Genomic DNA, 22,133 nt, shown 5'->3' with positions numbered 1-22,133 from the left:
CCCGCAACTCCCCCTCCCCTCCCCCGACATCGAGCCCCCCACGGACGACCTGCTGCCCAGCGGCGCCCCACTCACCAGTAACAGGGCGGACTCGATGACCGCCTCCCCCTCCACAACCGCCGATACTCGGCGGTAATGTCGCCACCCGCCGGACAGCACCAGGCCGGTGGGTGAGCGCGAAGGGGCCCTCATGGCGACAGACATGCCCGCGGACATGCCTGCGGACCTGCCTGCAGATATTCCCGCAGAGTCAGCTGCGGAGATCGACGCCGTCGACGAGCGTTGGGAGCGCATGTGGAGCCACCGTGAGCAGCTGCTCAAGGTGGCCCGGCGCCGGTCGATGAGTGCGGAGGACGCCGAGGACGCGGTGCATGAGGCGATGCTGCGCGCCGCCGAGCGCCCCGACCTGGACGACGAGCGGCTCGCGGCCTGGCTGACGACGGTGACGATGCGGATCTGCGTCGACCGCTACCGGCAGGTCAACCGTGAGGCGCAGGTGCACACCAGCCCGACCCTCATCGCCCCCGGCCCCGTCCCCGTCGAGGAGGCGGTGTGCGACCGGGCCGAGGCGAAATGGCTGGCGGTCCGCAGCGGTGAGCTGCCCGCGCGGCAGGCCGAGGCGCTGCGGCTGAAGTCGGAGGACCTCGACGTCGGGCAGGTCGCCGTCCGGATGGGCCTCAGCTACCGGACCGTCGAGTCGCTGCTGGCCCGGGCCCGGCGCACGCTGCGGCAGTCGCTGGCGGCCACGCTCGGCTTCGCGCTGTTCCTGATCGGGTGGGGGCGGCCGAGGCCGGCCGGCAAGACCCCGGCCATGGTCGTGGCCTCGACGGCGGCGACGCTGGCCGTGGCCGGGTTCGTGCTGCCGTACGCCGTCGACGGCGGAGGCGGCGGAGGCGGTACGGCTCCTCAGCCCGTCGTCGCCTCGCCGGACGCGGAGGCCGTGCGGCCGGACGGCGACGATGGCGGCCGTACGGCCGAGGGGAACCGGCCCACGGCCACGGCGGCCGAGCGGAGGGCGACCGGGTCGCCGTCCGGGGAATCGTTCCTGCCGCTGTCCGTGCCGCCCCTGCCGCCGGTCCCGGAGGTCTCGGTGTCCCCGCTGCCGACCCTGTCCGCGCCGCAGGTGCCGGAGGTCCCGCAGGTGCCGGAGCTGCCCGAGGTCCCGGACCTGCCGGACGCCCCCTCCACCGTTCCGACGGACACGGCACTCCCGCCGGTCCCGGACGCCCCCAGCGCCGTACCGTCCGCCTCGCTCCCCGCACCGACGGCGACCCCACTGCCGTAACTCCGGACATACAGCCGCGAATCGCCGCTGAGACCCCGTCCGGAAACCCGCTCGAAAAAAATCCGCCATCCGAGCGACGGACGCCCGCCCCCTCCCCGTAGAGCAGATGTCAGAGCTGCTCCACAGGCTGAAGGGCGGACCGGATGGGTGTCGAGATCTGTGTGGAAGGGCTGACCAAGTCCTTCGGTCACCAGGTCATCTGGCAGGACGTCTCACTGACACTGCCCGCTGGGGAGGTCTCGGTCATGCTCGGCCCCTCGGGCACGGGCAAGTCGGTGTTCCTCAAGACGCTCGTCGGGCTGCTGAAGCCGGAGCGGGGCTCGATCACGATCCAGGGCCGGGACATCACCAAGCTCCGCGAGCACGACCTGTACGAGGTGCGGAAGCTGTTCGGCGTGCTGTTCCAGGACGGCGCGCTGTTCGGCTCGATGAACCTGTACGACAACATCGCCTTCCCGCTGCGCGAGCACACCCGTAAGTCCGAGAGCGAGATCCGGCGCATCGTGCTGGAGAAGATGGACATGGTCGGGCTGATCGGCGCCGAGGAGAAGCTGCCCGGCGAGATCTCCGGCGGGATGCGCAAGCGGGCCGGGCTGGCCCGGGCCCTCGTCCTCGACCCGGAGATCATCCTCTTCGACGAGCCGGACTCGGGTCTCGACCCGGTCCGCGTGGCCTACCTCAACCAGCTCATCGTCGACCTCAACGCCCAGATCGACGCGACCTTCCTGATCGTCACGCACGACATCGCCTCGGCCCGCCAGGTCCCCGACAACATCGGCCTGCTGTTCCGCCGCGAGCTGGTGATGTTCGGCCCCCGCGAGGAGCTGCTGACCAGCGACGAGCCCGTCGTACGGCAGTTCCTGAACGGCCGGATGCAGGGTCCGATCGGCATGGCGGAGGAGAAGGACGCAGCCCAGGTCGAGCAGGAGCTGGCCGCCCTCGGCGACGACGGCGGCAAGGGCACACAGTCTCCCGGCAGCCAGGCCTTGACTCCCCGCCTGCTGCCGGGCCCAGGTATCCCGCGGCCACCCCGCTGGGAGGCGATCGCCCGGCGCGAGGCCGCGCTGCACCGCAGGACGGTGGCGAGCGCATGAGCCTGTCACCGATCGGAGCGCTGCGGCACTCCGGAAGCCTGTTCGCGATGGCGCTGGACGTCGTCCGGACCATCCCCCGACGCCCCTTCCAGGCACGGGAGTTCATCCAGCAGGCGTGGTTCATCGCGAGCGTGACGATCCTGCCGACGGCGCTGGTCTCCATCCCCTTCGGCGCGGTCATCGCGCTGCAGATCGGCAGCCTGACCCGGCAGCTCGGCGCCCAGTCCTTCTCCGGGGCCGCCTCCGTGCTGGCCGTGCTGCGCGAGGCCTCGCCGATCGTCACCGCGCTGCTGATCGCGGGCGCCGGCGGTACGGCGATCTGCGCCGACCTCGGGGCACGGAAGATCCGCGACGAGATCGACGCGATGCAGGTGCTGGGCATCGACCCCATCCACCGGCTGGTCGTCCCGCGCGTGCTGGCGTCGATGCTGGTGGCGGTCCTGCTCAACGGCCTGGTGTCGGTGGTCGGCGTGGCGGGCGGCTATTTCTTCAACGTCGTCCTGCAGAACGGCACCCCCGGCGCCTACCTCGCCTCCTTCACCACCCTCGCCCAGCTTTCCGACCTGTGGGCGGCCGAGGTCAAGGCACTCGTCTTCGGCGCGATCGCCGCGATCGTCGCCTCGTACAAGGGACTGACCGCGAAGGGCGGGCCGAAGGGTGTGGGCGACGCGGTGAACCAATCGGTGGTGATCACCTTCATGTTGCTGTTCGTGACGAACTTCGTGATGACCGCGGTGTACTTCCAGGTCGTCCCGCAGAGGGGTTAGCCGATGAGACTGCTCCAACGCCCCTTGCGCTCACTCGAAGAGCTCGGCGTCCAACTCGCCTTCTACGGCCGCTCGTTGGCGTGGACCGGCCGCACCCTGCGCCGCTACAAGAAGGAGATCCTGCGGCTGCTCGCCGAGGTGAGCTTCGGCCGGGGCGCGCTCGCCGTGGTGGGCGGCACGGTCGGCGTGATCGCCTTCCTGTCCTTCTTCACCGGAACGGAGGTCGGCCTCCAGGGCTACGCGGCCCTCAACCAGCTCGGCACCTCCAACTTCGTGGCGTTCCTCTCGGCGTACTTCAACACCCGGGAGATCGCCCCGCTGGTGGCCGGACTCGCGCTGTCCGCGACGGTCGGCGCCGGTTTCACGGCCCAGCTCGGTGCCATGCGCATCAGCGAGGAGACCGACGCGCTGGAAGTGATGGGCGTGCCCTCGCTGCCGTTCCTGGTGACGACGCGGATGATCGCCGGGTTCGTCGCGGTGATCCCGCTGTACGTGATCGGCCTGCTGTCGTCGTACCTCGCCGCCCGCACGATCACCACCGTCTACTACGGCCAGTCGGCCGGCACCTACGACCACTACTTCCAGCAGTACCTGCCCCCGGTCGACGTGCTGTGGTCCTTCGGCAAGGTGCTCGTCTTCGCCGTCCTGATCATCCTGGTGCACTGCTTCTACGGCTACTACGCGAGCGGCGGCCCGGCGGGAGTCGGCGTGGCGGTGGGCCGCGCCGTACGCACGTCGATCGTGGCGATCAACGTCCTGGACTTCTTCCTGTCGCTCGCGATCTGGGGCGCCAACACGACCGTACGGATAGCGGGGTGAGCCGGCGTATGAGGGTTCTGAGACTGCGTTTGTACGGCGTCGTGTTCATCGCCGTACTCGCACTGCTGCTGGGCCTGTCGGTCGCGGTCTACCAGCAGGCGTTCACGCCGGTCGTGCGGATCACGCTGGAGGCCGACAGCCTCGGCAACCAGCTGGACCCGCGCGCCGACGTCAAGCTGCGCGGCCTGCTGGTCGGCGAGGTGCGCGAGGTGCACGCCGACGGGACGAAGGCGCGGCTCGACATCGCGCTCAAGCCGGAGCACGTCGCCCACATCCCGTCGGACGTCCACGCGCGACTGCTGCCCAAGACGCTGTTCGGCGAGAAGTACGTCGATCTGGTGCCGCCCGCCGGCGCCGGGTCCTCCTCGGCCCGCCCGATCCGCGCCGGGGACGTCATCACCCAGGACCGCACCCGCGTCGGCATGGAGGTGCAACAACTGCTGAACGACCTGCTGCCGCTGCTGCGCACGGTCCAGCCCGGCAAGCTCAACGCCACCCTCTCCGCGATGGCCACCGCCCTCGAAGGCCGCGGCGACCGGATCGGCGACAACCTCACGCGCCTGGAGGCCTACCTGAGCCGCCTCAACCCCCACCTTCCGACCCTCACCGAGAACATCGCCCGCTTCGCCGAGGTCGCCGAGATCTACGGCGACGCGGCGCCCGACCTGATGAGGATCCTGCGCAACACCGTCACCACCAGCCGCACGATCGTCGAGCAGGAGGACCGGCTGGCAGCGGCACTGAAGACCACGGCGACGGTCGCGGGCACGGCGGAGGACTTCCTGGACGCGAACGGCGGCCGGCTGATCACCCTCGGCCGGGTCTCCCGCCCGACACTGGAGCTGTTCGCCCGCTACTCCCCCGAGTACCCGTGCCTGCTGGCCGGTCTTGTCCGGCAGGAGAAGGCCTCGGAGGAGGCGTTCCGGGGCGGCAAGATGCACATCACGCTGGAGGTCGTACAGCCGCAAGGAGCGTACGAACCCGGTGAGGAGCCGCGCTACGGAGAGCGGTCGGGGCCCAACTGCCGTGACCTGCCCGGTCCTCCGGTGCCGGCGCCCGGCGCCCACCTCAACGACGGTTCGAAGTCCGGCGGTTCGGCCGGGGGCTCCTCCGCGGGCGGCCCGCTGGGCGTCTCCTCGACCCTGGCCGAGCAGCGGGCGGTCGGCTCGCTCGTGGCCCCGGTCATGGGCGTGCCCGCGGACGAAGTGCCGCCGGTGACGACGCTGCTGTTCGGGCCGCTGGTGCGCGGGACGGCGGTGAGTGTGGCATGAGCCGTACGAAGTCCAAGGGGGCCCTGCAGACGGCCGCCCCGCTCATCAAGTTCAGCCTCTTCGCGCTGGTGACGATCACGGCTACGGCACTGCTCGCGGCCACCATCGTGAACATCTCCTTCAGCCCGAAGGACACCTACCGCGCGGTGTTCAGCGACGTCACCGGCCTGGAGGAGGGCGACGACATCCGGGTGGCCGGGGTGCGGGTCGGCGAGGTCGAGGGCATCCGGATCAAGGACCGGACGCTGGCCGAGGTCACCTTCACGGTCAGCCAGAACCGGCCCCTGCTCACCGGCACGGGCGCGGTCATCCGGTACCGCAACCTGGTCGGGCAGCGGTACGTCGCGCTGACGGAGGGCGCGGGCAACGGGACCGAGTTGCGCCCCGGCGCGACGATCCCGCTCTCCCGCACGCAGCCGGCGCTGGACCTCAACGCGCTGCTGAACGGCTTCAAGCCGCTGTTCGCCGCGCTCAGCCCGAAGGACGTCAACCAGCTCGCCACCGAGATCATCCGCACCCTCCAGGGCGAGGGCGGCACGGTGAACAGCCTGCTCGTGCACACGGCGTCCCTCACCTCGACGCTGGCCGGCCGGGACAAGCTGATCGGCTCGGTGATCGACAACCTCAACACGGTTCTGGCGACCCTGGACCAGCGCGGCGCCCGTTTCTCCGGCCTGCTCAAGCAGCTGCGCCGGGTCATCTCGGGCCTGTCCGCCGACCGCAAGCCCATCGGCGAGTCGCTGGTGAGCATCGGCGATCTGACCGAGGCCACCTCGGGCCTGCTGCAGGACGCACGCCCGGCGCTCAAGGACGACATCGCGGAGCTGACCGAGCTCACCGGAACGCTGAACGACAACGAGAAGACCGTGGAGGGCGTGCTGAAGCGGCTGCCGAACAAGCTCAACGAGCTGACGGGGACGGCGTCCTACGGCTCGTGGTTCAACTTCTACCTGTGTGACTTCGACGGCCGGATCGTGCTGCCGAAGACGAAGTCGACGTCACAGCAGGTGCTCACACCCGACCTGCACGTGGCGAGGGCGAGGTGCGGGTCATGAGCCGTAAGAAAGGCCCGGAGCCGATGTTCAAGGTGCGGGTGGAGCCGCCGAGGCTGCCACGCGTACGGCTGCCGAAGGTACGGCTCCTGCCGCGCCGGGCGCCCCGCCGGCAACCGCTGGTCAAGGTGCGGGTCGAGCCACCGAAGCTGCCGAGGATACGCCTGCGCCGCCCGCATCTCGGCCCGTTCCGCGAGCGCAACCCCGTCGTCATCGGCGCCGTCGGACTCACCGTCCTGGCGCTGCTGACCGCGGCCGCGTTCAACGCGGACCGCCTGCCGGTCCTCGGCGACGGCGAGACGTACAGCGCGGCCTTCGCCGAGGCGGGCGGCCTCAAGCCGGGCGACGAGGTGCGGATCGCCGGCGTCAAGGTCGGCAAGGTCGAGGAGGTCGACCTGGACGGCGACCACGTCAAGGTCACCTTCAAGATCAAGGGCGAGCCGGCCTTCGGCACGGACACCGGTGCGTCGATCCGGGTCAAGACGATCCTCGGCTCGAAGTACCTGGCCCTGCACCCCAAGGGCAAAGGCCAGTTGGCGCCCGGCACCGAGATCCCGCTGAAGCGCACGGTCCCCGCGTACGACGTCGTACAGGCTTTCAGCGACCTCACGACGACGACGGAGGAGGTCGACACCGACCGGGTGGCGAAGGCCCTGGACACCATCTCCACCACCTTCGAGGACTCCCCCTCGGAGGTACGTGCCTCCATCAAGGGCCTGTCGCAGATCTCCCGCACGGTGGCCTCCCGCGACAAGGCACTGCGCGAGCTGCTCGACCACGCGAACGGCGTCACGGACGTCCTGGCCGAACGCTCGGGGGACTTCACCGCCCTGGTCAGGGACGGCGACAAGCTGTTCCAGGAGATCAGCAGGCGGCGCGAGGCGATCCACAACCTGCTGAAGAGCTCCGCCGCGCTGGGCGTCCAGCTCTCCGGCCTGGTCCAGGACAACGAGAAGGAGATCGGGCCCGCGCTCAAGGGCCTGAACGGTGTGGTGGAGATGCTCGAACGGAACCAATCCAGCCTGGACCGGAGCATCAGGCTCCTGGCCCCGTACGTACGGGTCTTCACCAACACCCTCGGCAACGGCCGTTGGTTCGACTCGTACGTGCAGAACCTGGTCGCGGCCCCGGTGGAGCCGCGGACGGGAGGGGCCCAGTGAGCAGCCGATGGAAGAAGCGCGCGGCCCTGCTGACCTCCCTGGTCCTGGTCGCGGCGCTCACCTACGTACTGTGGCCCAGCCCGGAGCCGGTCCGCGTGACGGCGTACTTCCCGCGCACGGTCGGCATCTACCCGGGCTCGGACGTCCGCGTCCTCGGTGTCCGGATCGGCGAGGTCAAGGCGATCACGCCGCAGGGCGGCCGCGTGCGGGTGGAGCTGGAATACGACGCGGACCGCAAGGTCCCGGCGGACGCACAGGCGGCCATCATCAACTCCTCGGTGGTCAGCGACCGTTACGTGCAGCTGCTGCCGGTGTACCGGGGCGACGGACCGGTGCTGCGGGACGGGGACGAGATCCCCGAGTCGCGCACGGCCGTACCCGTCGAACTGGACCGCATCTTCGACAGCCTCCACACCACGGCGGAGGCGCTCGGCCCGGACGGCGCCAACAAGGACGGCTCCCTGTCCCGGCTGCTCGGTGTGAGCGCCGACAACCTCGAGGGCCAGGGCAAGAACCTCCACCAGACGGTCGAGGACCTCTCGGCGGCGGTCACCACCCTCTCCGACGGCCGCACGGACCTGTTCGGCACGATCCGCAACCTCCAGGTGTTCACTGCGGCGCTGGCGGCCGACGACAAGAGCGTGCGGTCGTTCAACACCAACCTCGCGAAGGTCGCCGAGCAGCTGGCGGGCGAGCGCGAGGACCTGGCTGCGGCCCTGAAGAACCTCGGGACGGCGCTCGGCGACGTGTCCGACTTCGTGAAGAGGAACAAGAAGTCGCTGACCTCGAACGTGGAGGGCCTGAGCAAGGTCACCAAGGTCCTGGTCACCCAACGGGCCGCGCTGGAGGAACTGTTGGAGGTCGCCCCGACCGGCATGTCGAACCTGAACAACGCCTACAACCCGTCGTCCGGCACCCTCGACACCCGCAACAACGCCGACCAGGCGCAGGATCCGGCGTCGCTGCTGTGCTCGCTGCTCCGGACGACGGGAGACGAGGGCGGCAAGAACCCGGACTGCACCGAACTGAGGGAGCTGTTCGACTCCCTGCCGGAGGTGCCGCACGGCGGCGGTACGGCGGTCACCGGCACGGTCGACCGGACGCTCGGCGGAATCCTGGGGGCGAGCGCATGAGCATGCTGCGCAAGGGCGGGGCGGTCGCCTGGGCCGCCGTCGGCTGCATGGTGCTGTCCGGCTGCGACTTCAACGGCTGGTACGACGTCCAGCTGCCGGGCGGAGCGGCCTCGGACGGCAACGCGTACCACGTCACCGTCGAGTTCCGCGACGTCCTCGACCTGGTGCCGCAGTCGGCCGTGAAGGTCAACAACGTGACGGTGGGCGCGGTCGAGAAGGTGGAGCTGGACGGCTGGCACGCACGCGTACGCCTGCGCGTCGCCGACTCGGTCAAGCTGCCGGCCAACGCGATAGCGGAACTTCGGCAGACCAGCATGCTGGGCGAGAAGTACGTGTCACTGTCGAAGCCGACGGAGGCGGAACCGGTCGGCCGCCTTGCCGACGGCGATGTGATCCCCCTGTCCCGCAGCGGCCGCAACCCGGAGATCGAGGAGGTGCTGTCCGCGCTGTCGGCCCTCCTCAACGGCGGCGGGGTGGCCCAGCTGAAGACGATCACCGTGGAGCTGAACAAGGCGCTGGAGGGCCGGGAGAACAGGGTCAGGTCACTCCTGACGGAACTGAACACGTTCCTGGGCGGCTTGGACAAGCAGAAGGCGGACATCGTCCGGGCCCTGAAGGCCGTCGACCGACTCGCCGAACGACTCGGCGGCGAGAAGGAGACCATCGCCAAGGCCGTGGACACGATGCCACCGGCCCTGAAGGTGCTGGCAGACCAGCGCCGCGACCTCACCAAAATGCTGACGGCGCTGTCGAAACTCGGCACGACGGGCACCAAGGTGGTCAACGCCTCGCACGACGACACGGTCGCCAACCTGAGGCAGCTGCGCCCGATCCTGCAACAGCTCAACAAGGCGGGCGACGACTTGCCCAATTCGCTTGAGTTGCTGACGACTTATCCCTTCCCCCGGAACGCGGTGGACGCGATCAAGGGTGACTACGTCAACCTGCACATCACGGCGGACCTGGACCTGGCCGGGATCTACGGCAACTTGACGGAGAAGCCGGGCGACGGGAACGGCAAGGGCGACCCCAAGGACCCCACGCTTCCCGACACCCCCGACCTGCCGGACGTACCGGATCTCCCGGAGCTCCCGGGGGTTCCGAGTGCGCCGGGGGTGCCCACACCCACAGCGCTCCCGAACGGCCCGAGCGCACCGTCGTCGCCTTCGGCGCCGTCCGGGGACGGCGGCGGCCCGCTGTGCCCGCCGGTGTGCACGGCGGCCTACGGAACGAGTGGATACGGAGCCGGGGGCGGGGCCGACTGGCCGGCCGGAATCAATTTGGAATTGGCCGAGCTGATGCTGAAGGGAGTCCAGCCGTGATCACACGCACGGTCAAGGTCCAGCTGCTCGCCTTCGCCACCATCACGGCCGTAGGCGTGTCGTACGTGGGCGCCGAGTACACGGGCCTGGTGGACGACGTACTGGACCGCGGCTACACGGTACGGGCGGACTTCGCCGACTCCGGGGGCGTCTTCCCCGGTGCCGAGGTGACGTACCGCGGTGTACCGGTGGGAAGGGTGGGCGCACTGCACCTGACGGGCGCCGACGGCGTGTCCGTCACCCTCGACATCGAGGACGGCGCCCCCCGCATCCCGGCGAACACCCTGGCAGTGGTGGCCAACCGCTCGGCGATCGGGGAGCAATACGTCGACCTGCAACCGCGCACGACCAAGGGCCCGTACCTACTGGACGGCAGCACGATCCCGCGAGCGAGCACCCGCGTACCGCTGCCTACGACCGACCTGGTCCTCAGCCTGGACCGCCTGGTGAACTCGGTCGGCAAGAAGGACCTGCGGGTGACCGTGGACGAGCTGGACAAGGCCTTCGCGGGAACCGGCCCGAACCTGAGCCGCCTGGTGGATTCGGGCAACGGCCTGATCGAGTCGGCATCGGAGGCACTGCCGGAGACGATCGCGCTGATCGAGGACTCGAGGAAAGTCCTGAAGACGCAGGCGGACCAGGGCTCGTCGATCAAGTCGTTCGCGCATGATCTGGCCTTGTTCTCGGCCCAGTTGAAGAAGAGCGACGGGGACCTGCGCAAGCTGATCGGCAACGCGAGACCGGCGGCGCAGGAGGTGAACTCGCTGCTGAAGTCGGCGGGCCCCGAGCTGTCGGTCCTGCTGGCGAACCTGATCAGCGGCGGCCAGGTGACGCTGGCGAGGCTGCCCGGCGTGGAACAGGCGCTGGTCACCTTCCCGGTGATGGTGGCGGGCAGCTACACGGTCGTACCGGGCGACGGCACCACGCACTTCGGCATGGTCCTGAACGCCGACGACCCGCCGGCCTGCAGGCAGGGATACGGCACGGTGCGACGCGACCCGGCGGACACGAGCACGCGCGAGGCGAACACGCAGGCTCGCTGCACGTTGCCGCGGGGCAGCGAGTCGTCGGTGCGAGGCGCGCAGAACGCCCCGGGAGCGTCGACGGCCTACGGCGGCGCGAACCAGGCCGCATACGTCACCCCGTACGACCCGGAGACCGGCACGACGGTCGCTCCGGACGGCAGGAACGTCGAGATCGGCTCGACGGGCGGCCAGCAGGCCGTGTTCGGAAAGGAGTCGTGGCAATGGCTGCTCGTTGGCCCGATGGCATGAGGAGCGTGATGACCGTGACGACCTCGAGGGCAATGACGGCGGGACTGATCGCGGCGACGATCCTGACCACCGCACTGTCGATCTGGCTGACCCTGGGCCTGTACGGCCACCGCGAGGCGGACCAGCGCCGCCAGGACATCCTGGCCGCGGCCCGCCAGTCAGCCCTGAACTTCACATCCCTCGACTACCGCCACTACGACCGCGACAGCGCGAACGTCCTGGCAGGCGCGACCGGCGACTTCAAGAAGCAGTTCGCGGCCCAGACGAAGCAGTTGACGGACCTGGTCGACCAGAACAAGTCCGTCTCGGAAGGCCAGGTCCTGGAGGCGGGCATCGTCCGCTCCGACGACAACTCAGCCCGCGTCCTGGTGGTCGCCGACAGCAAGGTGACCAACACGGCGGTGCCGCAGGGGGAGGCGCGCACGTACCGCCTGCAACTGGACCTGGTCCACCGGGACGGCCGCTGGCTGACGTCGAACGTCGAATTCGTCGGCTGACAAGCACCACCACTGAGGAGTACGACCATGCCGAAGACGACGACCGCCGGCGCCCCCGGCACGAGCACCCGCCGCACGCTGACAGCGGCGGCTCGCGCAGCAGCCAAGCGCGCGGAACGCGGCACCGCTTCCGTGACGGCAACCGAGGAGGAGTCCGGCTCCCGTGCCAGTGCCGAGCGCCCGCTCGCCGGCCGCACCGTACTGATCGACGCCCCGAAGAACGGCTGGCAGGACCCACCGGAGCCGTCACCGGAGGCGTTCGAGGAGGAGGATGCGCCGGAGGGGGGTAGCAAGCGGAGGACACCTGGCCGCCGAGGTCTGCTCACGGCGCTGGTGGGCGTCCTGCTCGTGGCGGGCCTGGTGGCGGCCGCCGTACTGGGCTGGCAGTACTGGGACGCCCGACGAACGGAAACCGCCCGCACCGAGGCGGTCGCGGCGGCACAGAAGGCGGCCCCGATCGTCCTGTCGTACGACTACCGCCGCCTGGACAAGGACTTCGCCGCAGCCCGCACCCACCTGACCGGCGACTTCCGCGACGAGTACGGCAAGACCACAAAGACGGTGGTCGGCCCGACGGCCAAGAAATACCGGGGCGTGGTGAAGGCAACGGTCGCCGCCCCTTCCTCCGGCGGCGCTCCGGCAGCTTCCGTCGTCTCGGCTTCCCCGGACAAGGTCGTGGTGCTGCTGTTCGTCAACCAGGTCACCGAGAGCACGCAGGTTTCGGGGGCGCGGGTGGATTTGAACCGGGTGCGGGTCACGATGAGCGATACGGAGGAGGGCTGGAAGGTGAGTGCGTTGGACGCGCTCTGACGAAGCCCTGGCCAACCGGCAGCAACCACGCCCGGCAGCCCGGCCCCGCGGAGAAGGCCTGGCTACCCGCATGTAGAGACCCTCTTTTTTTGTGGCCTGGGCCACACGCCAGCCGAGTACTCCGTACAGTTGGCAAGCCGTTACTGACCAAGGGGGATCCGTGAGCTCTGCCGGCGAACCGTCCGATGTTCCAGCGCTGCCGTTCTGGGTGTCGTGTGATGCTGAACTCGACGAAGAAAGCGACTCCATGGGCCTGTTCGGAGGAGGAGACGGGCAGGTACGGCTGAGGAGCGTGCCCCTGGGGCCGTTGCGCAAGAACCTCGCTGAAGCCGTGGACGCCTTGCAGCAAGTCTTCACCGAGGCTGCCGCGCGCGGAGGGCCTCTGCCGCTGCGGGAGGCACACCTTTCCTTCCAGGTGACCGCGAACGGCGGCGTCCAGTTCATAGGCAGCGCGCAGGTGCAACGCAGCCACGGCATCGTGCTGGTCTTCAAGCACTGACCGGCCTGTCATGGCGCAGTACAGAGCGTTACTCATCGGTGCCAGCGACTACGAGATGCGCGGTGTGCCGGCGCTGCCCTTCATCCCTGGTGATCTTGCCCGCCTCGGCGCGGCACTCCGTGGCGGCGGCTTCGACGATGTCCAGGTCCTGGCCGGGCGGGAAGGCGGTAAGCAGGTCTCGGCCAATTATGTGAACGCCCGCGTGACCGGCTTTCTCAGACGTGCGCGTGAAAACGACACGCTGTTCATCCTTCTCAGCGGACACGGGGTGCACGCCAAGGGCCAGGACTACCTCGTGCCGGAGGACATCGACGAGGACACGCATCCTTTCGAATCGGGGTGCGTGGCCATCGATTGGCGCGAGCATCTGGATGAGACTCCCGCCCGGCACGTCGTCTTCCTGATCGATGCTTGCCGAGAGGGAGTCGAGCAGGAGTCGATGGGAGTCGCAAGTGTCAGGCAGTGGAGCAAGCACAAGGTCGACGCCGCGCTGCGGCGCAAAGTGGCTTACGTCTATGCCTGCTCACCAGCACAGCTCGCATTGTTCGTCCGCACTCACGATGCGCTGGTCGACTACGTCGCCGGTATCCGGCCCGGCGAGTCGTTCAGCCTCTTCTCCCGGTCGGTGTCGGACGTCATCACAGCCCACCATGGCAGCGCGGCGCTCACCCTGGCGGAGTTCAAGGACGCCGTGCAGGAACGGATGACCCGGCTGCACCGCGCGTACCGCAAGCACGGGCAGCCCCAGACCCTACGAATCATCACAGACATCGCCCTGGACAGCTTCGCCTTCCTACCCCCGCCCAGCGCGCTGCCGGGCCCAGCCCGTCAACCCCTCTTCACCCGCGAGCGGACCGGAAAGACCACCTACGAGGGCACGGCCATGAACGTCGGAGTGCCTGTACCGACGCAGCCGCCCCACCGCATCCGACGTTCGCCCGGTCAAGGCAGCCGCCCGCCGGGCGGGCCGACGAGGCCCACCGCAACGAGCACAGCCGCCGTCTCGCACAAAGACACCGCCCTGGACAGCGCACCGGTCCGGGCCGGCGGGGACCCCTCCCCCAGTCGAGTCCTTCGAGACCTGAAGCGGAGCAACAAGAAGCTGGACCGCGCGATGCGCGGCCTGAACCGTCCCGCCCGCTGGGCACGGATCGCCGTGTTGATCTCCACTGGAGCAGCCGTCATCACCGGGACCGGCTACGCACTCTGGGCATCCAGGCCCGACGGAAACCAGCGAACCGACAACTCCTCCGGCCCATCGGCATCAGCGCAGATCAGCAGCCAGCACACCACCCCGCCCCCACGCCGGGACACAGTGCCCGATCTGGGCAATCAGAGCGTGAACACGGCGGCCATCATGCGCCTGCCCCGCTGCACGGACTCGGACTCGTTGGAACCCGTGACGCTTCAATTGAGGTCGGAGCGCAACAGCTACGACTCGACGGACACCCCCGTCCTCATTTTCAAGATCAAGAGCACAACCACCTGCAGGATCAACGCCACACCCAAGCTGGTCACTCTCACGATCACACGCGCCGACGAGGACAAGCCACTCTGGAGCTCCGCGTCCTGCTCCACCGAGACCCCGGACCGATGGCTCTCCGTATCAGCCAGCACCCCAGCCACCGTCACCTACCGGTGGAACCTTCACCGCAACACCTCCTGCAGCGAAGCGCGGAAGGCCCCGACTGGCACCTATCTCGCCACTGGCGACTTCGGATCCCTGTTTGTCTCGGACGCACAAACCAGCTTCGTCGTCACCACCGACTAGGCAGGCACCGGTGCGGAATGGAGACTGGCAGAGGAGTCGGGCTATACGCAGGGGAGAAGCGCCAAAGCACCGTGATTCGTCCAGATCCGAGACTCGATCGTCGGACACGAACCCGACAAGACACCTAGAGTCCGTGACCTCCTCCACCGTCTATTCCCCATGCCGCGCTGCACCGCCGCGTCGACGGCCGTCGCAGGACGCCCCTGCGCGGCAAGGGCGCGTTCCGCAGCCATCATCTTGGACCTCTGCTCGTGCATGCGAACCGGAATCCGGATGAGCGCACCCTCGTCCGCGATGGCCCACGTGAGCCGTGATCCTCACATCACCAGGCGGCAGTCTGCTCGATTCCACGGCGTCGGGCTCCCGCCCCACGCGATCCGTGCCGCGGCGCAGCAGTACGCGAGACCAACCTCAACTTCGACCTCAGGAACGGTTTCCCAGGACAACAGAAAGCGATCCTCCTCCGTACGGCAAGCGCCGCGATCAGGGCAGCCCGAGCCTTCAACGCAGCCATCTGCCGTGTGCCGAGTCCCGCCAGCCGGGCGACGCCGTCCACCGCTCTGGAGGTCACGTATCCGTCGGTGTCCACGTAGCGCGGCAGCAACGCTTGCACCACGCCAGCACCGAGGCGCACGTTTCCCTCACCAATATGTGCAACCTTTCCCACATCCGGAGGGTCTGCGTCTTCATGCACACGCACGCCCTGCTCATGCAGGCCCAACCAGGCCGACTTGTATCGCAGCCGACCCCACTCGGTCTGGCCAAGCCTCACGGGCTGCAGGATCCACACAAAGACCGACTCGGGCACGACACCTTCACGGCGGCCCGCCTCAAGCCGGGCACAGTCGCTCCGCCGGCAGTTCGATCGTGCATGCCATCCACTCCGCTCACAACGAGACCACGTTGACGACGTCAACAAACGTAAACCTGTAAGGTCTGAGTCAATTCGTGTACGGTAACGGCTGCCTCACTGTCCGTTCTGACACCATGGGCCGTGGGGCAGCAGATCAGGGGGCGCGTTCCGGTTCGGAACCGCGAGAACGCGAGCAGTAGGCAGAGGAGCGGCAGTGAGCCACGAGCTCGTCGACGGCAGATTCCGCATCGGGCGCGTCATCGGTAGGGGCAACATGGGGGAGGTCCACCAGGCCGAGGACCTGCGCGCTCCCGAGGGCTCGCCGGAGCGCACCGTCGCCGTCAAGACGATCCTGCGCCGCCGCACCGGGGGCCGGATCGACACCGGCGGCGACACCAAGGCCGTGGAGCGCTTCGCCCGCGAAGTGGGCATCATGCGCCACCTGGACCACCACCCCAACCTCGCCCGGCTCATCGAGGGCGGCATCGCCGCGGACCGCGACGATCTGCCTTACCTCGCGATGGAATTGCTGGACGGCGAGTCGCTGCGCGACCTCATCGAGGAGGAGCCGCAGCTCCCGATCCCGTGGGTCGCCGCCATCGGCGCGCAGATCGCCGCCGGCCTCGCCGCCGCGCACGCGAAGGGTGTGGTCCACCGTGACCTGAAGCCCGCCAACGTCATGCTTACGCGGGGCGGCACCGTCAAGGTGCTCGACTTCGGTATGGGCAGCATCGTCGACGACCCGGACCAGACCCGCCTGACCAGCACGGGCGTCAGCGTGGGCACGGCCCGCTACATGGCGCCGGAGCAGTGCCAGGCCAAGCAGGTGACCCAGGCCGCCGACCTCTACGCCCTGGGCTGCGTGCTGTACGAGATGCTGGTCGGCGTCCCCCCGTTCACGAGCGAGTCGGCGTACGAACTCGCCGAGCGGCACGTCCACCAGGAGCCCAGCCCGGTCCGCGCGATCCGCAGCGAGACCCCCGCCGAGCTCGCCCGTCTCGTCGACCGCCTGCTGGCCAAGGACCCGGCGAACCGCCCCGCCGACGCCGTGACCGTACGGGACTCCCTGCTCCCCCTGGCCGTACCGTCGGACGACACCAGCCTCGTCCCCACCTGGAGCGGGCAGGACCCGACGCTCCCCCTGCGCGAGGCCACCCCGGCCCCGGCGCCCGTCACCCCGCAGCAGCCCTCCCTGGTGACCGGTTCCGGCGCCGGCATGGATGTCTTCGGCGTCAACCAGGCGCTGATCCGCGACTACCGCTCCTTCACGGAGGGCGGCACCGTCATCCGCGACGAACGCATCAAGGCGTACGTCGAGAAAGACCTCGACGACAAGTCCCAGTGGCCGAACCCCTGGCTGTCGCTCAACCCGTTCTTCCAGGGCGGCGGCACGGTGGTCGAGCTCGCCCATCAGAAGGTGCTGCACCCCGAGTGCACCCGCATCTTCCAGGCGAAGAAGACCGAGGGCGGCACCGTCTGCGACGGCCGGCCGCTGCTCCTGCACCGGCACCAGCGCGACGCCATCGATGCCGCCGCCTCGGGAGCGTCGTACGTCCTGACGACCGGCACCGGCTCCGGCAAGTCGCTCTCCTACATCGTCCCGATCGTCGACAAGGTGCTGCACCAGCGCGACGAGGAGGGCCCGAACGCTCCGAAGCGGGTGCGGGCGATCATCGTGTATCCGATGAACGCGCTCGCCAACAGCCAGCTGCGCGAACTGGAGAAGTACCTGCGCGACGGCTACGGCGCGGGCCGTGAGCCGGTCACCTTCGCCCGCTACACGGGCCAGGAGGACGACGCGAAGCGCAAGGAGATCCGCGACAACCCGCCGGACATCCTGCTCACCAACTACGTGATGCTGGAGCTGATGCTGACCCGCCCGGCCGACCGGGCGAGCCTCATCAAGATGGCGCGGGGCCTTGAGTTCCTCGTCTTCGACGAACTCCACACCTACCGCGGCCGTCAGGGCGCCGACGTCGCCCTGCTGATCCGCCGTGTCCGCGAGGCCTGCCAGGCGGAGAGCCTCCAGTGCATCGGCACGTCGGCCACCATGTCCACGGAGGGCACGCTGGAGGACCAGCGGCAGGTGGTCGCCGGTGTGGCGAGCACGCTGTTCGGTACGACGGTCCGGCCCGAGCACGTCATCGGCGAGACCCTGGTCCGGGCGACCGGCGAGGCGCCGGCCACCGTACCCGCCGAGCGCCTCACCTCACCCGCGCCGCGTGCCTACGACGACCTGGCGCAGGACCCCCTGGCCCGCTGGATCGAGGACCGCTTCGGCCTCGTCGAGGACGACGCCACGGGCCGCCTCGTACGCCGGCCGCCGACGCAGATCGAGGTCGCGGCGCGTGAGTTGCACGAGACGTCGGGCGTCGCGGAGGAGCTGTGCGCGGAGGCGATCCGCGCCACCCTGGAAGCCGGCTCACAGGCACTCAACCCGCGCAACGAACGACCGCTGTTCGCGTTCCGCCTGCACCAGTTCCTCTCCAAGGGCGACACCGTCTACGTCACCCTGGAGAACAAGTCCTCCCGTCACCTCACCCGTTCCTACCAGCTCGAACAGCCGGGCAGCGGCGGCAAGTTGCTGATGCCGCTCGCCTTCTGCCGGGAGTGCGGCCAGGAGTACCTGACGGTGTGGCGCACCGAGAAGGACGGCGAGGTGCGCTACGAGGCCCGCCGCGACACCTCGGCGACCGGCGGCCGGCAGGGCGACGGCTATCTGTACGTGGACCACGAGCGCGAGTGGCCCTCCAACGTCCAGTACGCCGTCGACGACCGCCGACTGCCCGAATCCTGGCTCGAGTTGGACGACAAGGGCCAGGAGGTCATCAAGCGCGCGTACCGCGACCGCGTCCCGAAGTCCGTCACCGTCGACCCGTTCGGACGCGAAGGCCGGGGGGGCCAAGGCGGCGAGCTGAAGGCCGCGTTCATCCCCTCGCCCTTCCTCTTCTGTCTGCACTGCGGTGTGGCGTACGAGCAGACGCGCGGCCGGGACTTCGCCAAGCTGGCCACGCTGGACCAGGAGGGCCGTTCGTCGGCCACCTCCCTGGTCTCGGCGTCGATCGTGCGCTCGCTGAAGTCGGTGCCGGAGGAGTCCCTGGACAAGGAGGCGCGCAAGCTCCTCACGTTCGTCGACAACCGTCAGGACGCCTCCCTGCAGGCGGGCCACTTCAACGACTTCGTGCAGATCACCCAGCTGCGGGGCGCCCTGTACCGGGCGGCCCTGGACGTCGGTGAGGAGGGCCTGCACCACGAGGAGCTGGCCTCCGCGGTGACCAACGCGCTCGCCGTCTCCCCCGTCGACTACACCGGCGAGTCCGACCTGCCCCCGTCCCTGGCCCGCAACGCCGCCCGCACCCTGCGGGACGTGATCGCCTTCCGGCTCTACCTCGACCTGGAGCGCGGCTGGCGCATCACCATGCCCAACCTGGAGCAGACCGGCCTGCTGGAGATCGACTACGAGGACCTGGACTGGATCGCCGCAAAGCAGGACCGCTGGGAGGGCACCCACCAGGCGCTGCGGGACGCCGACCCGGCACTGCGGGCCGAGGTGATGAGGGCACTGCTGGACGAGATGCGCCGCTCGCTGGCCATCGACGTGTCGTACTTCCGCGATGACACCTTCGAATCCCTGCAGCGGGCGAGCGAGGAACGGCTCGTGGACCCGTGGATCCTGTCCGCCGCCGACAAGCCCCGCGTCGGCACCGCCTACCCGCACCCCTCCCGGCCGGGCATGGACCGCGCCAGTCTGTTCCTGTCCGCACGCGGCAAGTACGGCAAGTACCTCAAGCGCGCCGACCGCACCTTCCGGGACCTCGACCAGGACGACCTCCAGCTGATCATCTCGGAGCTGCTGAAGGTGCTGACCAAGGCGGGCCTGGTGAAGGAGGTGGAGGCGGCGCCACAGCGGGCCGGCCGCTTCCGCAGGACGTCGTCCGTCACCACGACCGGGTATCGGGTGGCCGCCCAGTCGCTGGTGTGGCGCGCCGGCAAGGGCGAGTCGGGGGCGCACGACCCGCTGACCCGCACGTACCAGAGCGGCGACGGCCCGCGCATCAACACGTTCTTCCTCAAGCTGTACCGGGAGACCGCCGACGCCCTCTCCGGCCTGTACGCCCGCGAGCACACCGCGCAGGTGTCCCCGGAGGACCGCGAGGCACGTGAAGAGGCGTTCCGCAAGGCCGAGTTGAAGCTGCTGTACTGCTCGCCCACCATGGAGCTGGGCGTCGACATCTCCTCGCTCAACGCGGTGATGATGCGCAACGTGCCGCCCACACCCGCCAATTACGCCCAGCGTTCCGGCCGCGCGGGCCGCAGCGGCCAGCCCGCCCTGGTGACGACATACTGCGCGACCGGCAACAGCCACGACCAGTACTACTTCCGCCGCTCCGAGCGCATGGTCGCGGGCGCGGTCGCCCCGCCCCGCCTGGACCTCGCCAACGAGGACCTGGTCCTCTCCCACCTCCAGGGCATATGGATCGCCGAGGCGGGCCTACGGCTGGGCCGGTCCATCCCCGAGGTGTTGGATGTGTCGTACCCGGACTCGGGCGAGCGCCCGGAACCGGAGCTGCACCTCCTCTCCGACATCCGGGATGCGGCCTACGACGACGGCGCCCAGCGGCGCACGGTCGCCGCGGCCCTGCGGGTCCTCGGCCCGCTGTTCAAGGAATTCGCCGAGACGACGTGGTGGCACGACGACTGGATCGACGACAAGGTGCGGACCGTCGCCGAGCGCTTCAACCGTGCCTTCGACCGCTGGCGCGACCTCTTCCGGGCCGCTCTGACCGACCAGTACGTCCAGAACAAGCGGCGTCTCGACTACAGCCTCACCGAGGGCGACCGCAACCGGGCCAACGCCCGCCGCCGCGAGGCGGAGACGCAGCTCAACCTGCTGATGAACGAGAGTGTCGACAGCAAGTCGGTCCTCTCCGACTTCAACCCGTACCGCTATCTGGCCTCCGAGGGCTTCTTGCCCGGCTACAGCTTCCCGCGCCTGCCGCTGGCCGCGTACATCCCGACGATCGGCCGCCGTCGCGGCGACGGCGACTACCTCCAGCGCCCCCGCTTCCTCGCCATCCGCGAGTTCGGCCCCGGTTCGCTGATCTACCACGAGGGCGCCCGCTACCAGGTGACCCGCATCCAGCTGCCCCCGGACTCCTCCGGCGAGCTGACCACGGGCGAGGCGCGCCGCTGCGCGAACTGCGGCTACCACCACGAGCCCAAGGAGCGCGAGGACCGCTGCGGCTTCTGCGACGAGACGCTGGGCGCGGCGACGTACGGCCTCCTCCACCTGCACACCGTGTACACCACGCGCCGGGAGCGGATCTCCTCGGACGAGGAGGAGCGGCGCCGGGCCGGTTTCCGCCTGGAGACGTCGTACCGCTTCCACGACCACGGTGTCCGCAAGGGCCGCCTGAACGCCACGGTCGCCGACGCGACGGGGCAGCTCGCGCAGATCGCGTACGGCGACTCCGCGACCGTCCGCATCACCAACACCGGCCGGGTACGGGCCCGTACGGACGAGCCGCCGGGCTACTGGCTGGACCTGGCTGACGGCCGCTGGATGAACGACAAGGACGCGTCCGAGGCGTCCGGCGACTCCAGCGAGCTGCCGATTGTGGACGCGGATGGTAACGAGCGGCGCCGCAAGAAGCGGGTCATCCCGTTCGTGGAGGACCGCCGCAACATCCTCGTCGTCACCCTCGACGAGGCGCTGCCCGAGCCGGTCGCGCTCACGCTCATGTACGCCCTGGAGCGGGGCATTGAGGCAGAGTTCGAGCTGGAGGACGCCGAACTGTCCAGCGAGCTGCTGCCGCCGGACGACGGCCCGAGGCGTCGCATCCTGTTCATGGAGGCCGCGGAAGGCGGCGCCGGCGTACTGCGCCGCCTCCAGGCGGAGGACGACGCCCTCGCCAAGGCGGCCCGCCGCGCCCTGGAGATCTGCCACTTCTCCGAGGACGGCAAGGACAAGGGCGGCGAGGAACACCGCCCGGGACGCGCCTGCGCGCTCGGCTGCTACGACTGCCTCCTCACGTACGGCAACCAGCTCGACCACGCCCAGATCAACCGGCACACGGTGGCGGCCCTGCTGGTGCGGTTCGCGTCGGCGGCGGCGAGCCGTGAGGCGCGGGGCGAGTCCCGCTCGGAGCAGTTCCGGCGACTGGTGGCCCAAACCCCCGCCGATCCCACGCCGGTTGAGGCGACGGCGTCCGAACTCGCCGCGCAGGGCGACTTCCTGGGCTGGGTGAAGGCGTGCGGGCTGCGTCTCCCGGACGAGAAGGACGTCTTCCTGACGGAGGCGAACGCGGCGCCGGACTTCGTGTACCGGCTGCCGGGCGCCAATGTCGCCGTGTTCGTCGACGGCCCTTCCGGCGCGGAGGAGAGCGCGCTGCGTGACGCCGACGCGGAGGAGCGCCTCTTCGACGCCACCTGGGACGTCGTCCGCTTCCCGCACGGCGCCGACTGGGCTGCCGTCGCCGCCGCCCATTCCCGCTACTTCGGCTCACCCGCCAAGACCAACTGACGC

General features: G+C 69.5%; 15 protein-coding genes. All 15 read left to right on the top strand.

The window, feature by feature from the left end; all coding sequences use genetic code 11:
* The first annotated feature begins 190 nt into the window (after nucleotides 1–190).
* The gene (locus IF78_RS0116800) at nucleotides 191–1,285 is read left to right on the top strand and encodes an RNA polymerase sigma factor (protein WP_031476526.1); all 1,095 of its coding nucleotides are present in this window, start codon (nucleotides 191–193) and stop codon (nucleotides 1,283–1,285) included.
* A gap of 143 nt (nucleotides 1,286–1,428) precedes the next feature.
* Nucleotides 1,429–2,379 carry an ABC transporter ATP-binding protein gene (locus IF78_RS0116795; protein ID WP_031476525.1) on the top strand — a complete coding sequence of 317 codons (951 nt, stop codon included), beginning with the start codon at nucleotides 1,429–1,431 and terminating at the stop codon, nucleotides 2,377–2,379.
* Nucleotides 2,376–3,146: an MlaE family ABC transporter permease gene (locus IF78_RS0116790; RefSeq protein WP_031476523.1), complete on the top strand. Its 771-nt coding sequence runs from the start codon at nucleotides 2,376–2,378 to the stop codon at nucleotides 3,144–3,146. Before IF78_RS0116795 ends, IF78_RS0116790 begins: the two co-directional genes overlap by 4 nt.
* Before the next feature lie 3 nt (nucleotides 3,147–3,149).
* A complete protein-coding gene (locus IF78_RS0116785; RefSeq protein ID WP_031476521.1) occupies nucleotides 3,150–3,965 on the top strand; it encodes an MlaE family ABC transporter permease in 816 nt (271 codons plus the stop codon).
* Between the two features lie 8 nt (nucleotides 3,966–3,973).
* A complete protein-coding gene (locus IF78_RS0116780) occupies nucleotides 3,974–5,236 on the top strand; it encodes an MCE family protein (protein WP_031476519.1) in 1,263 nt (420 codons plus the stop codon).
* Nucleotides 5,233–6,291: an MCE family protein gene (locus IF78_RS0116775; protein WP_031476517.1), complete on the top strand. Its 1,059-nt coding sequence runs from the start codon at nucleotides 5,233–5,235 to the stop codon at nucleotides 6,289–6,291. The genes IF78_RS0116780 and IF78_RS0116775 overlap by 4 nt, the downstream gene beginning before the upstream one ends.
* Nucleotides 6,288–7,448 (top strand): MCE family protein, encoded by a 1,161-nt coding sequence (locus IF78_RS0116765; RefSeq protein ID WP_078662477.1) that lies wholly within the window; start codon nucleotides 6,288–6,290, stop codon nucleotides 7,446–7,448. Before IF78_RS0116775 ends, IF78_RS0116765 begins: the two co-directional genes overlap by 4 nt.
* Nucleotides 7,445–8,581: an MCE family protein gene (locus IF78_RS0116760; protein ID WP_031476513.1), complete on the top strand. Its 1,137-nt coding sequence runs from the start codon at nucleotides 7,445–7,447 to the stop codon at nucleotides 8,579–8,581. The genes IF78_RS0116765 and IF78_RS0116760 overlap by 4 nt, the downstream gene beginning before the upstream one ends.
* The gene (locus IF78_RS0116755) at nucleotides 8,578–9,903 is read left to right on the top strand and encodes an MCE family protein (protein ID WP_031476511.1); all 1,326 of its coding nucleotides are present in this window, start codon (nucleotides 8,578–8,580) and stop codon (nucleotides 9,901–9,903) included. Before IF78_RS0116760 ends, IF78_RS0116755 begins: the two co-directional genes overlap by 4 nt.
* Nucleotides 9,900–11,177: an MCE family protein gene (locus IF78_RS0116750; RefSeq protein ID WP_031476509.1), complete on the top strand. Its 1,278-nt coding sequence runs from the start codon at nucleotides 9,900–9,902 to the stop codon at nucleotides 11,175–11,177. Before IF78_RS0116755 ends, IF78_RS0116750 begins: the two co-directional genes overlap by 4 nt.
* 8 nt (nucleotides 11,178–11,185) lie before the next feature.
* Nucleotides 11,186–11,674: a hypothetical protein gene (locus IF78_RS0116745; protein ID WP_234439701.1), complete on the top strand. Its 489-nt coding sequence runs from the start codon at nucleotides 11,186–11,188 to the stop codon at nucleotides 11,672–11,674.
* Nucleotides 11,675–11,701: 27 nt separating this feature from the next.
* Nucleotides 11,702–12,484: a hypothetical protein gene (locus tag IF78_RS0116740; RefSeq protein ID WP_031476506.1), complete on the top strand. Its 783-nt coding sequence runs from the start codon at nucleotides 11,702–11,704 to the stop codon at nucleotides 12,482–12,484.
* 160 nt (nucleotides 12,485–12,644) lie between these two features.
* Nucleotides 12,645–12,983, top strand: coding sequence for a Pepco domain-containing protein (locus IF78_RS0116735; protein WP_158751413.1), 339 nt, complete (start codon nucleotides 12,645–12,647; stop codon nucleotides 12,981–12,983).
* A gap of 10 nt (nucleotides 12,984–12,993) precedes the next feature.
* Nucleotides 12,994–14,754: a caspase family protein gene (locus tag IF78_RS0116730; RefSeq protein WP_031476504.1), complete on the top strand. Its 1,761-nt coding sequence runs from the start codon at nucleotides 12,994–12,996 to the stop codon at nucleotides 14,752–14,754.
* A gap of 1,067 nt (nucleotides 14,755–15,821) precedes the next feature.
* On the top strand, nucleotides 15,822–22,130 hold the full coding sequence (locus IF78_RS0116725; RefSeq protein ID WP_031476503.1) for a protein kinase domain-containing protein: 6,309 nt from the start codon (nucleotides 15,822–15,824) through the stop codon (nucleotides 22,128–22,130).
* Nucleotides 22,131–22,133: the final 3 nt, after the last annotated feature.

Origin of the sequence: Streptomyces bicolor (assembly GCF_000719285.1) — a bacterium.
Taxonomy (GTDB): domain Bacteria; phylum Actinomycetota; class Actinomycetes; order Streptomycetales; family Streptomycetaceae; genus Streptomyces; species Streptomyces bicolor.
The sequence above is the reverse complement of the archived record's forward strand: the minus strand, read 5'-3'. Positions and strand labels throughout refer to the sequence as shown.